Raw genomic sequence first — 11,463 nt, forward strand, 5'->3', positions numbered from 1 at the left:
CATGGTGAAAAGCGGACGGGCATAAAAAATCATGGGAACAATCCCCGAACATTCCCTTTAACTTGGGCTTAACCCGCGCTATCGTTTCCTACATGAGCAGTTTTGACGAATCCGATGCCTTTGAAGGCGCTTCATTGGCTGCGCGCGCCATGGCCGCGCGGCCGATGCCCTATCTTGACGGGTTGAACCCGGAACAACGCGCCGCGGTCGAGGCGCTGGACGGCCCGGTGTTGATGCTGGCCGGGGCCGGGACCGGCAAGACCAAGGCTTTGACCACGCGCATCGTGCATCTGCTCAACACCGGCACCGCGCGCCCGAACGAGATTTTGGCGGTCACCTTCACCAACAAGGCCGCGCGCGAGATGAAAGAGCGTGTTGGCCGCCTGCTGGGCGAGGCGGTGGAAGGGATGCCTTGGCTCGGCACGTTTCATTCGATCTGCGTCAAGCTGCTGCGGCGGCATGCCGAACTGGTTGAATTGAAGTCGAACTTCACCATTCTGGATACCGACGATCAAATACGTCTGCTGAAACAATTGCTTCAGGCCGCAGGCATCGACGACAAACGCTGGCCCGCGCGGCAATTGGCAGGCGTCATCGACCATTGGAAAAACCGAGCTTGGACGCCCGAGACGGTGCCAGCGTCCGAGGCAGGGGCGTTTGATGGCAAGGCCCCGGCGCTGTATCGGCAATACCAGACCCGCCTACGCGAGTTGAACGCCGTGGATTTTGGCGACCTTTTGTTGCATGTGGTCACGATTTTCCAACAGCATCCCGATGTGCTGGCGCAATACCAACGCTGGTTCCGCTATATCTTGGTGGACGAGTATCAGGATACCAACGTCGCCCAATACCTGTGGCTGCGGCTGTTGGCCGGGGGGCACAAGAACATTTGCTGTGTGGGCGATGACGATCAGTCGATCTATGGCTGGCGCGGGGCCGAGGTGGGCAATATCCTGCGCTTCGAGAAAGATTTCCCCGGTGCCAAGGTGGTTCGGCTTGAGCAGAATTACCGCTCGACCCCGCATATTCTGGCCGCTGCCGGGGGTGTGATCGCCGCCAACAAGGGCCGCTTGGGCAAAGAGTTGTGGACCGACGCGCCCGAGGGCGAGAAAGTGCGCCTGATCGGCCATTGGGATGGCGAGGAAGAAGCGCGCTGGATCGGGGAAGAAATCGAATCGATGCAGCGCGGCACGCGGGGCCTGCGCCCGATTGGCTTGGATGACATGGCGATCTTGGTGCGCGCGTCGCACCAGATGCGCGCCTTCGAGGACCGGTTCCTGACCATCGGCTTGCCGTACCGGGTGATCGGTGGCCCCCGGTTTTACGAGCGGATGGAGATCCGCGATGCCATGGCCTATTTTCGACTGGTGGTGTCGCCATCCGACGATCTGGCCTTCGAGCGGATCGTGAACACGCCCAAGCGCGGCCTTGGCGACAAGGCACGGCAAACCATTCAGCGGATCGCGCGTGACCATGGCGTGTCGCTGCTGGACGGGGCGGCATTGGCGGTGGAGCAGGGCGCGATCAAGGGCAAGGGCGCGAATGCCCTGGGCAAACTGGTGGTTGACCTGTCACGCTGGGGCCGAATGACGGGGGATGCGGACCTAAGCCATATGGAGCTGGCCGAGATCATTCTGGACGAATCGGGCTACACCGAGATGTGGCAGAACGACAAGACGCCCGAGGCACCGGGCCGTCTGGAAAACCTCAAGGAACTGGTGAAAGCGCTTGAGCAGTTCGAGAACCTTGGCGGGTTTTTGGAACATGTCAGCCTGATCATGGACAATGAAAACGAAGAGCAGGGCGAGAAAGTGTCGATCATGACCCTGCATGCCGCCAAGGGGCTGGAATTTCCCGCCGTCTTCCTGCCGGGGTGGGAAGATGGGCTGTTCCCCTCGCAACGCTCGATGGATGAATCCGGCCTCAAGGGCGTCGAAGAAGAGCGCCGTTTGGCCTATGTCGGCATCACCCGCGCCGAAGAAATTTGCACGATTTCATTCGCCGGAAACCGCCGGGTGTATGGGCAATGGCAATCGCAAATGCCTTCGCGTTTTATTGACGAATTGCCTGAGGCGCATGTGGAGGTGCTGACCCCGCCGGGCCTTTATGGCGGCGGCTATGGCGCGGCGGCGGGCGGTTCGGTGCAAAGTGGGCTGGAAACGCGCGCGGCCGAGGCCAATGTTTATAACTCGCCGGGTTGGCGGCGGCTGCAATCGCGCGCGGGCGACAGGCCAATCAGCCAGCCGCGCGACTCGAAATCCAGCGTGATCGACGCCCAAGCGATCAGCGCGCATACTTTGGGCGAACGCGTGTTCCATCAGAAGTTCGGCTATGGCGCGATCATCGGGGTTGAAGGCGACAAGCTGGAAATTGAGTTCGAAAAAGCGGGCGTCAAGAAAGTGGTTGGCCGGTTTGTCACCGGCGCGGATGACGTACCGTTCTGATATCATACCCAAAAGGGGCGGCTGCGCCGCGCAGGTTTGTTAGACGAGGGGCGCTGCCCCTCGTGCTCCCCGGGATATTTTTGAACAGAAGAAGAGCCTGCCTGTGTCGGTCAGCGCCCTGACAAGGCGGTTTTGCGGCTTGCGCGGGTTTTGGGATTGCGCCACAGTTAACGCCTGAGGTGCCCGGTTCTGCCGGGAGAATTGGGAAGCCGGTGTAACTCCGGCGCTGCCCCCGCAACGGTAAGGATGGGGGATGCGGCACAGGCCACTGGACCAAGACGGTCCGGGAAGGCGCTGCATCCGATCTCGCCAAGCCCGGAAACCAGCCTTGGACAACGTCAAGCTGCGGAGGGCGGTGGGGACGCGGCACGCCACGGCTTGGCCCCGTTCACCCTGTTCTTTGCCCCAGCCCGGCCCGGGGTGTGGCCGGTGGAGTGAACAAGATGTGTGTGACCCGTATTCTGGATGGGTTGGAAGCCAGCGACGCCATCGGGGCCGAAGCGGATGCCATGGCGCGCCTCGGGTTTCTGGAATGGGTGTTTTCCGAGACCGAGCTTGTGACGGCGACGGCCGCGCGCGATGCGTTGGACTGTCCGGCCGCGCGCAACGCCGCCAGCCCGGCAGCGCAGGCCTTTGTCGGGTTTTTGCAACACGCCGGGCACAACGGCGCGCTGTCAGGGGCAGGGCGCCGGCGCAGGCGGGCAGCGGCCTGGCATTAACCGGACAGGGGGCGCAGGCCGCACCAATTGGCGATGAACAGGGCGATGACCTCGGTGCAGCGTTGGACCGAGGCCAGATTCACCTTTTCGTCAAACCCATGGATGCTGTCGGCTTCGGGGCCGTAGCACAGGCTGGGGATGCCGTGATAGAGGCCGTAAAACCGGGTGTCGGTGAGGGCTGTCCAAGATTGATCTTGTGGTTTTGAGGCACCTGTGGCGGCGGAATGGGCGCGCGCCAAGGCGGCTTCGGGCGCGTCGGCGTTTTGCAAGCTGTATCCATCGGCCATGAAGCCGGTCCATTCGATTTCGGGGGGCATGTCGCGCAGGAACGGATGCGCGGCGGCGGCTTGTTGAACCGTTTCGACGATTTGCGCGCGACGCGCGGCCACATCATCGCCGGGCAACAGGCCCATGCGGCAATCCACATCGCACCAAGCGGACAGGCTTGACGTCCAGTCCCCGCCTTTGATTTGACCTGCGTTGAAGTTCAGCGGGTGTGGCACATCGCGGTAATCAGGGTGTTGGGCGGCTTGCGTGTTCCAGTCGGCCTCCATTTTCTGCAGGGCGGTGATCAGGTGTATCGCGGCGGTGATCGCGCTGGCCCCTGCGCCTGCATAGGCCACATGCGCGGGCCGTCCGCGCACCTTGAGGCGAAACCAGATCGCGCCCACCTGCGCGCGCACCAGCCCAAGGCCGGTAGGTTCCGGGATAAAGGCGCAATCCGCACGATAACCGCGCGCCAGCGTGGCCACGGCCCCAAGGCCCGAACTTTCTTCTTCGACGACGGATTGATAATGGACCCGCCCGGCCGGGGCATAGCCCGCGCGCCGCAGCGCATCGACCGCAAACAGGGCGGCGACCTTGCCGGCCTTCATATCGCCCGCCCCGCGCCCATACATCCAGCCATCGCGGATTTGCGGATCGAATGGCGGCGAGTGCCACATATCATGTGGGCCTTCGGGCACCACATCAAGGTGGCCTTGCAAGATCAGGGATTGGCCCACGTCTTGGGGCGCCGAAGGCTCAAGTGTGCCGACAACGGACCGGATATGCGGCACCTCGCCGTTGCAATCGCTAAAGCCGGGCTGATCGGCAAGCTGATCGGTGGACACGGTCCAATCGTCCACCTGCCAGCCGCGCATGCGCAACGCCCCGGCCATGAAATCAAGGGCGGCGTGTTCGCGCCCGCGCAGGCTGGGGATGCGGGTGAAATCAGCCAAAAACTGCGTTTGCCGCTCAAAGCCGTCAGCGACGGCCGCGCGGATTGCGTTTGTTGTGGCGGAATCGAGTGGCGGTTGCATCATGTCTACTGTCCCGAATTGTGTCATTCGATACGAGCAGCCTATGGCGCCGACAGTCAAGTGTATGGGGATAAAAAGAAAACGGCGGCGCCAGGGAGGAGGAGAGGCGCCGCCGTTCCATTTTACGAGCGGCCCAGGGAGGAGGAGAGGGCCTATCGCAACTGGTTGGGTCAAATGACCCGGGTCTTTTGGGTGGCGACCTCCTAGGGAGGAGGAGAAAGGAGGCCGCCGCCATTTACAGATGCTTCAGGGAGGAGGAGAGAAGCACCTGAACTCGAAATTCCTAGTGTTGCGCGCCGTAGACGGCATGCAGGGCGATACCGCGCAGGCCCGAGCGATGCAGGCCCAGATCGGCCAATGACCGATCACTCAACCCTTGCAGCTCGGACAAAGTGGCGCGATAAATACGGTAATCGGCCACGCGCTGCATCAAGTGGTTGAGAGCCGCACCAAGCTCCAGCCCAAGGCCGGTTTCCGTTGCGCGAGAGTAATTGGCAAAAGTCATTGTTTTGATCCGGCTCTTCGGTTGGGCACGATGTGCGTGTTTCGCTGTTGGGATTAAATTAGCCCAATGCTGCGGTCGCACAATACCTGACGTGATCAATGCTGCTATGCAGAAAATGCATAAGCAAAACTGACCTAAGGTTAAGCAGTCACTGGTAAATTTCAGGCAGTTTAAAAAAACGCTTTGGCCAAGAAGAATATGGCGTGCTGCGTTTTTAAGCGGGCGGCCTGACAGGTGGGCGGTCAGGGTGGCGGTGGGGCTGACGCCTTTGTCGGGCTGTGGGAAAAAGGCCACACTGGGCCGCGCGATCGTGGCGCAACGCGTCGAATCAAACGTGGTTTTTAGCAGCGCAGGGCAGCGCGGCCTGTATGGTTGGCCGGGGTTATTCGTCGGCGTCCGGGTTTTTGACCGCGACAAGGCCCAGTTTGCGGGCGGCCGCCAGCGACAGGATACCCGAGTTCAGCCCCTGAGACTTCTGAAAGGCCCGCACCGCAGCACGGGTTCGGGCATCCATTTTGCCGGAAATCGGCCCGCGGTACATGCTTCGCGCCTTGAGCGCACGCTGCAGCGACGCCACGAATTCGGGTGTTTGGTCGCTGGCGCAGGGGGTTTGAAACCACGTCACCTTGCGTTCACGCACGATGGCCTGTCGGGTTTCTGTCTTATAGAGGGCAGGCTGCACCACGGTGCCGTCATTTCGCACTTCGGCGGGCTGCAATACAATCTGCTCGGTGACGGTTTCGACGATGGCAGGGCTGATATCCTTGCCCCAACAGGTGCCGGGGGCTGCGCCGGGCGGGGCTTCTTGCAGGGTGTGCATGATGTTTGGTTCGTTCGGCTGGCCCAATGGCAAGGACTGGGTGCAGGCGGCCAGAACTAAGCAGGCCAGCAGCGTGGAAAAGACGGGGGTGGATGTCATGCTCGGGCCTCGGGGGCATTGTTTTTTCACATCCTAGCGGGTTTCGCCCGTTTGGGAAAGCGGCCCGGTCTTCGCGTGGTCAGATATGGTGCCCGCACCTTAAGGCTCAAGCAGCCGGTCCAACAGACTGGACAGGTCTTCGATCTGTTCCGCGATCACATGCACAACGCCGGATTGCCGTTGTATCCGGCCGGTAACACGCAGCATACGCCCCGCGATCACGGCGCGGCGTGCGTGTTCGTAAAGCGCACGCCAGACCACCACGTTCACCACGCCTGTTTCGTCTTCCAGTGTCAAAAAGATCACGCCCTTCGCAGTGCCGGGCCGTTGCCGCAAAATCACCAGACCGGCCACCGCCACGCGCGCACCTTCGGGCGGGTGATGCAGGCGGGCGGCCGTCAGGCAGGCGGGCGGGCGGGGCCAATGGCCTGTTCCGGCACGAGGGGAGGATGATGCTGACAGCACACGCATAAGAACAAAAATAGAACATGGGAAATTTATCGCAACTCTTTTTGGGTCAAGTCGCAAATTGGGCTGGTCCGGGCCGCGTGGCTTGACTAGGTAGCTGTGCATGTCTGCTACATGAAGGGGAGAGCAAAAGCTCATGGCGAAGATCACCTATATCGAGCATAACGGCACCGAGCACGTGGTCGACGTGGCCAACGGCCTGACCGTGATGGAAGGCGCGCGCGACAACAACATTCCCGGCATCGAGGCCGATTGCGGCGGCGCTTGCGCCTGCTCAACCTGCCATGTCTATGTCGATCCGACGTGGGTCGAAAAAATCCCCGCCAAGGATGACATGGAAGAAGATATGCTGGATTTCGCCTATCAGCCTGATCCTGAACGCTCGCGCCTGACCTGCCAGATCAAGGTGTCGGACGCGCTTGACGGGCTGGTCGTGAAAATGCCCGAAAAGCAAATCTAAATGATATGCGCAGGCCCTTCGATTGTGGGGCTTGCGATGTTTCTTGCCGGCGCGGCATCCGCTCAACAGATCACTGCGGCCAGCACTATCGATCCGACCACACGATGTGATCACAGGGGTCTTGGCGATGCCGTCGAATGGGGCGCGTTGCGGCTTGAAATGTCTGACGGGCTGATTGAAATCGCTTATGGTGATCGCCCGAATCTGGATAAAACCCTGCGCATCTGGCGCTATGTCGATGGAACGCTGCGGCATGTGGCCGACAATCCGGGCCTGACCAACCACCAGATCGGCTGGGATGTCGTCCTCGGTGGCCTGCGTGACTGTGGCGATGGCCCCGAAATGATTCTGTCCAGTGGCGATTGGTCTACGGTCATGGCAGCCCGGCTGACGCATGGGCGGGTAACGACGCGTCGCTGGGGGCCTTATGAAGGGCCGGATCGCCTGACCGCAGCGACAACCTGTCCCTGAGCCTTCTTCTGTTCAAAAATATCCCGGGGAGCGCGAGGGGCAGCGCCCCTCGCCTCGGTCGGATCGCAACGCGATCCGATCCCGGTGATCATCCAAGCGCGCGCCAGCCGATATCGCGGCGGCAGAACCCTCGTGGCCAGTCGATGCGGTCAACCATGGCATAGGCGCGATCGCGCGCTTGGCTCAGCGATGCCCCGCGCGCCGTCACGTTCAGAACACGACCACCCGTGGCCACGATCTGCCCGTCTTCTTCAGACGTGCCCGCGTGGAACACCATGTGAAAACTGTCCTCGCCGCAATTATCCAGCCCTTTGATCGTGCTGCCTTTTTCATAACTTCCGGGATAGCCATTTGCAGCCATCACCACGGTCAGGGCATGGTCATGGGCCCAATTCACCTGCGCCTCCGCCAGACGGCCCTCGGCGGCGGCTTGCATCAGGTCCAGTGCCTGCGCGCCAAGCCGCATCATCAGCACCTGACATTCCGGATCGCCAAAGCGCACGTTGTATTCCACCAGCCGGGGCTGGCCGTTTTCAATCATCAATCCGGCATACAGCACGCCTTGATAGGGTGTGCCGCGCCGGGCCATTTCGGCCAGCGTTGGTTTGATGATGGCATCCAGCGCCTTTTGCGCGATCTCGTCGGTCAGCACCGGCGCGGGGGAATAGGCGCCCATGCCGCCGGTATTGGGGCCGGTATCGCCTTCTCCGACGCGCTTGTGATCTTGGGCGGTGCCGATGGGCAGGGCGGTTTCGCCATCGCACAGCACGAAAAAGCTGGCCTCTTCGCCGGTCATGAACTCTTCGATCACCACCTCGGCCCCGGCCGCTCCGAACTCGCCGCCGAACATGTCGTCGATAGCCGCCAGCGCCTGCTCTTCGGTTTCGGCCACGATCACGCCCTTGCCTGCCGCCAGCCCGTCGGCCTTGACCACAATCGGCGCGCCTTGCGTCTTGACATAGGCCCGCGCGGCGTCGGCGCCGGTGAAATGGGCATAGGCCGCCGTGGGGGCCCCTGCCGCGTCACAAATCTCTTTGGTAAAGCGCTTCGAGGCCTCCAGTTCCGCCGCCGCCTGCGAAGGGCCAAACACCAAAAGGCCCGCATCGCGCAGCCGGTCGCTGACGCCTGCGGCCAGCGGGGCCTCGGGGCCGATGATGACAAATTCGATGGCGTTGCCTTCGCAGAAATTGACCACGGCCGCGCCATTTTCGATATCAAGGCTGGCGCATTCGGCGATCTGCGCGATACCGGCATTGCCCGGTGCCACGATCAGCTTGTCGCATTTGGGGTTCTGCATCACCGCCCATGCGATGCTGTGTTCGCGCCCACCGCCCCCGAGGATCAGGATATTCATGCCGCCACTCTCCTGCTTGGCCTTGCCTGAAAGGCGTTCTAAGGTGGGCCGCAGGCAGACACAAGGCGCAGGCATGTCGGATCTGATTGATGACCCCATAGAGGGCGAAAACGCCCCGGAATTTTCGGTTTCCGAAATCTCGGGCGCGGTGAAGCGCGTGATCGAAGGCGAATTCACCCATGTCCGGGTGAAAGGCGAGGTCGGGCGCGTCAGCCGCCCACGCTCGGGGCATGTTTACATGGACCTCAAGGATGATCGCGCGGTGCTGGCCGGGGTGATCTGGAAAGGTGTGGCCACGCGCCTTTCGGTGCAGCCCGAAGAGGGCATGGAGGTGGTCGCCACGGGCCGCCTGACCACCTTTCCGGGGCAGTCACGGTATCAGATCGTAATCGAGGATATCAAACCGGCGGGCATGGGCGCGCTGATGGCCATGTTGGAAAAGCGCAAGGCGCAATTGGCCTCGGAAGGTTTGTTCGCGCCCGAGCGCAAGCGCCCCCTGCCGTTTCTGCCCGATGTGATCGGGGTGGTCACATCGCCCTCGGGGGCGGTGATCCGCGATATTTTGCATCGTCTGCGTGATCGTTTTCCGCGCAAGGTGCTGATCTGGCCGGTGGCGGTGCAGGGCGAAAAATGCGCCCCCGAAGTGTCCCGCGCCATCGAGGGCTTCAACCGCCTGACGCCCGGTGGCGCGCTGCCGCGCCCGGATTTGCTCATCGTGGCGCGCGGCGGCGGCAGCATCGAAGACCTGTGGGGCTTCAACGAGGAATCAGTGGTGCGCGCGGCCGCGGCCAGTGACATCCCGCTGATCTCTGCCGTGGGCCACGAAACCGACACGACCCTGATCGATTTTGCCGCCGATCAACGCGCGCCCACTCCCACGGCGGCGGCCGAATTGGCGGTGCCGGTGCGGCTGGATCTGTTGGCGTGGTTGGACAATCAAGAGGCGCGGCTGACCCATGCGCTGACCTCTGGTGTCAGCGCGCGGGGCCAACGGTTGCGCGACCTTGCCCGTGCCTTGCCCCGGCCTGACCGGTTGTTGGATGGCCCACGCCAGCGGCTTGACGGCTGGTCAGACCGTCTGCCGGCGGCGCTGACCCGTAGCGTTCAGACCCGCCGCGTGCGACTATACGAGACGTCGGGCGCATTGCGGCCCGGAACGCTGCATTCCCGACTGGACGGTCGGCGCGATTGGCTGGCGTCATGGGGCGCGCGTCTGGATCCGGCGCTGCTGCGCGGCGTGACAGCCAAGCGCGAGGCGTTGGACCGTCGCACCGACCGCCTGAGCTTGCGGCCGATTCAACGCGATATCGGTCAAAAGCAACAGCAGCTTGACCAGATCAGCCGTCGCTTGGCCGATGCTGCGGGTCGGCAAACCAAAGCATGGCGTGACCGGATCGACGGGCTTGACCGCTTGCGCGAGACATTGGGCTACAAGGCCACGCTTCAGCGTGGTTACGCAGTGGTGCGCGGCGACGAACAGGTTGTGACCACCAAGACGGCTGCAGCCAAGGCACACGCCTTGGAGATCGAGTTTGCGGATGGCCGCCTGTCCTTGCCGAAAGCACAGGACGGCAATCCGCCTGCCGCAAAGCCCGCGCGCACCTCTGCAAAGCCCGCCACGCCCAAAGCCGATCCGCCGGATCAGGGAAGTCTGTTTTAAGTCTGTCCGAAGGTTCGAGTTTTCGGAGTTTTAACGGTAAATTTGTGGATAAGGTTCGAATTCAGGTGGCATAAGTGAAACTTACACCCCGATGCGCGGCCCCTTGCATTCCAGTGGCTCATCGCTTTGTTCAACTTCGTAAAGCTCGGTTTCGCGTGTCTGGGTCAGATAACGGGCCACCAGCCCGTTCGTGGTTTTGACAAAGCTCCAGCATTGCGGATCGGGGCGGTCGTCATAGACAAAACAGATCAGCCCATCGTCTTCGTACCAATATCCAGTCTGACAATCCCCATCCAGAAAAGACCATCGCACACGGCGATCAGACAGGTATTCTTCGGCTCCGTAGGCCGTGCCTTGTGCCCCGTAGTAAAATGTTTTGCCTTGCGTGTAGGCCTCGAACGCGGCGGCCCCCATCGTGTCTTGGGCCTGTAGCGCCGGGGCCAAAAGCATCAGGCCCAAGGGGATGACGATCTGTTTCATAAGGCCATTGTGCCAGAGCGATTGACAGCAGGCTACAGATTTTGCGCTTCAAACCCGGTGCCGCCAAATGGCTGTGATGTGATACGATCGGAAACATCACGCGTGAATTCGCGGTGCTGCGAACGCTTACAGCGGCGCAGGTGTCGTTTTTGATCAGGCGTGGCAGTATGCAGAGCGGTATCCGAAGTGTGAAATCCGGATCAGGAGACAGTCAGATGGCATTGGACGAGCGTCAGGGCGTGTGGAAGTCAGGCAAGGGCAAGGGCCGTCATACGCCGAAGGGCCGCCAGTTGGAGGACCATGCGTGGGACGGTGTGCGCGGGCTGTTGGGCGATGGGCCGCGGCGGCGCGATTTGCTGATTGAGTATCTGCATTTGGTTCAGGACAAATTCGGCCATTTGTCGGCGGCGCATCTGCGGGCGCTGGCCGAAGAATTGCGCATTTCGCAGGCCGAAGTTTACGAAGTCGCAACCTTTTACGCGCATTTTGACGTGGTCAAAGAGGGTGAAACCCCGCCACCGGCGCTGACCATCCGGGTGTGTGATTCGCTGTCATGCGAGCTGGCCGGCGCGCAACAGTTGAAATCCGCGCTGGAGGAGGGGCATGACCCGGCGCAGGTGCGCGTTCTGCGCGCGCCGTGCATGGGCCGCTGCGACACCGCCCCGGTGTTGGAGCTGGGCCA

General features: G+C 62.0%; 12 protein-coding genes and 1 riboswitch. Of the genes, 6 read left to right on the forward strand and 6 right to left on the reverse strand.

Features of this window, described 5'->3' with window-relative positions; translation table 11 throughout:
* Nucleotides 1-92 precede the first annotated feature (92 nt).
* Entirely contained in the window at nt 93-2,444 is a 2,352-nt protein-coding gene (locus HAT86_RS06805) for an ATP-dependent helicase (protein ID WP_167194839.1), read from the forward strand.
* Between the two features lie 160 nt (nt 2,445-2,604).
* A riboswitch (cobalamin riboswitch) is annotated at nt 2,605-2,789 on the forward strand.
* An 89-nt stretch (nt 2,790-2,878) separates the two neighbouring features.
* Nucleotides 2,879-3,163: a hypothetical protein gene (locus tag HAT86_RS06810; RefSeq protein WP_196780538.1), complete on the forward strand. Its 285-nt coding sequence runs from the start codon at nt 2,879-2,881 to the stop codon at nt 3,161-3,163.
* Here the strand turns inward: HAT86_RS06810 and HAT86_RS06815 are convergent.
* From HAT86_RS06815 to HAT86_RS06830, 4 genes are all read right to left on the reverse strand, one after another.
* Nucleotides 3,160-4,467, reverse strand: coding sequence for an ArgE/DapE family deacylase (locus tag HAT86_RS06815; RefSeq protein WP_167194842.1), 1,308 nt, complete (start codon nt 4,465-4,467; stop codon nt 3,160-3,162). The two genes, HAT86_RS06810 and HAT86_RS06815, sit on opposite strands and share 4 nt — an antisense overlap.
* Nucleotides 4,468-4,747: 280 nt before the next feature.
* The gene (locus HAT86_RS06820) at nt 4,748-4,969 is read right to left on the reverse strand and encodes a DUF1127 domain-containing protein (RefSeq protein ID WP_167194845.1); all 222 of its coding nucleotides are present in this window, start codon (nt 4,967-4,969) and stop codon (nt 4,748-4,750) included.
* A gap of 382 nt (nt 4,970-5,351) precedes the next feature.
* Nucleotides 5,352-5,888 carry a peptidoglycan-binding domain-containing protein gene (locus HAT86_RS06825; protein WP_167194848.1) on the reverse strand — a complete coding sequence of 179 codons (537 nt, stop codon included), beginning with the start codon at nt 5,886-5,888 and terminating at the stop codon, nt 5,352-5,354.
* Between the two features lie 99 nt (nt 5,889-5,987).
* On the reverse strand, nt 5,988-6,359 hold the full coding sequence (locus HAT86_RS06830) for an OB-fold nucleic acid binding domain-containing protein (RefSeq protein WP_167194851.1): 372 nt from the start codon (nt 6,357-6,359) through the stop codon (nt 5,988-5,990).
* A 133-nt stretch (nt 6,360-6,492) separates the two neighbouring features.
* Here HAT86_RS06830 and HAT86_RS06835 point away from each other — a divergent pair, with 133 nt between their 5' ends.
* Together HAT86_RS06835 and HAT86_RS06840 are read left to right on the forward strand one after the other, a co-directional pair.
* A complete protein-coding gene (locus HAT86_RS06835) occupies nt 6,493-6,816 on the forward strand; it encodes a 2Fe-2S iron-sulfur cluster-binding protein (protein WP_167194854.1) in 324 nt (107 codons plus the stop codon).
* Between the two features lie 36 nt (nt 6,817-6,852).
* Complete coding sequence (locus HAT86_RS06840; protein WP_231125843.1) at nt 6,853-7,287, forward strand: hypothetical protein; 435 nt, start codon at nt 6,853-6,855, stop codon at nt 7,285-7,287.
* 88 nt (nt 7,288-7,375) lie between these two features.
* Here HAT86_RS06840 and purD read toward each other — a convergent pair whose 3' ends face one another.
* Complete coding sequence (gene purD / locus HAT86_RS06845) at nt 7,376-8,641, reverse strand: phosphoribosylamine--glycine ligase (RefSeq protein WP_167194861.1); 1,266 nt, start codon at nt 8,639-8,641, stop codon at nt 7,376-7,378.
* A 73-nt stretch (nt 8,642-8,714) separates the two neighbouring features.
* On the opposite strand from purD, the gene xseA reads away from it, so the two are divergent.
* Nucleotides 8,715-10,301, forward strand: coding sequence for an exodeoxyribonuclease VII large subunit (gene xseA / locus HAT86_RS06850; RefSeq protein WP_167194864.1), 1,587 nt, complete (start codon nt 8,715-8,717; stop codon nt 10,299-10,301).
* Between the two features lie 81 nt (nt 10,302-10,382).
* Here the strand turns inward: xseA and HAT86_RS06855 are convergent, their stop codons facing one another.
* Nucleotides 10,383-10,781: a hypothetical protein gene (locus tag HAT86_RS06855; protein ID WP_167194867.1), complete on the reverse strand. Its 399-nt coding sequence runs from the start codon at nt 10,779-10,781 to the stop codon at nt 10,383-10,385.
* A 215-nt stretch (nt 10,782-10,996) separates the two neighbouring features.
* Between HAT86_RS06855 and HAT86_RS06860 the strand changes: the two genes are divergently transcribed.
* Nucleotides 10,997-11,463 (forward strand): NADH-quinone oxidoreductase subunit NuoE family protein (locus HAT86_RS06860; protein ID WP_196780539.1); only part of this gene is annotated, 467 nt, incomplete at its 3' end.

The sequence above is a fragment of the Roseovarius gahaiensis genome (assembly GCF_011601345.1).
Classification (GTDB): domain Bacteria; phylum Pseudomonadota; class Alphaproteobacteria; order Rhodobacterales; family Rhodobacteraceae; genus Roseovarius; species Roseovarius gahaiensis.

Bases quoted from the DNA above. Each gene is read 5' to 3' on its own strand.
- HAT86_RS06805 (WP_167194839.1), top strand. From the start codon at position 93: ATGAGCAGTTTTGACGAATCCGATGCCTTTGAAGGCGCTTCATTGGCT.
- HAT86_RS06815 (WP_167194842.1), bottom strand. From the start codon at position 4,467: ATGATGCAACCGCCACTCGATTCCGCCACAACAAACGCAATCCGCGCG.
- HAT86_RS06820 (WP_167194845.1), bottom strand. From the start codon at position 4,969: ATGACTTTTGCCAATTACTCTCGCGCAACGGAAACCGGCCTTGGGCTG.
- HAT86_RS06825 (WP_167194848.1), bottom strand. From the start codon at position 5,888: ATGACATCCACCCCCGTCTTTTCCACGCTGCTGGCCTGCTTAGTTCTG.
- HAT86_RS06830 (WP_167194851.1), bottom strand. From the start codon at position 6,359: ATGCGTGTGCTGTCAGCATCATCCTCCCCTCGTGCCGGAACAGGCCAT.
- HAT86_RS06835 (WP_167194854.1), top strand. From the start codon at position 6,493: ATGGCGAAGATCACCTATATCGAGCATAACGGCACCGAGCACGTGGTC.
- HAT86_RS06840 (WP_231125843.1), top strand. From the start codon at position 6,853: ATGTTTCTTGCCGGCGCGGCATCCGCTCAACAGATCACTGCGGCCAGC.
- purD (WP_167194861.1), bottom strand. From the start codon at position 8,641: ATGAATATCCTGATCCTCGGGGGCGGTGGGCGCGAACACAGCATCGCA.
- xseA (WP_167194864.1), top strand. From the start codon at position 8,715: ATGTCGGATCTGATTGATGACCCCATAGAGGGCGAAAACGCCCCGGAA.
- HAT86_RS06855 (WP_167194867.1), bottom strand. From the start codon at position 10,781: ATGAAACAGATCGTCATCCCCTTGGGCCTGATGCTTTTGGCCCCGGCG.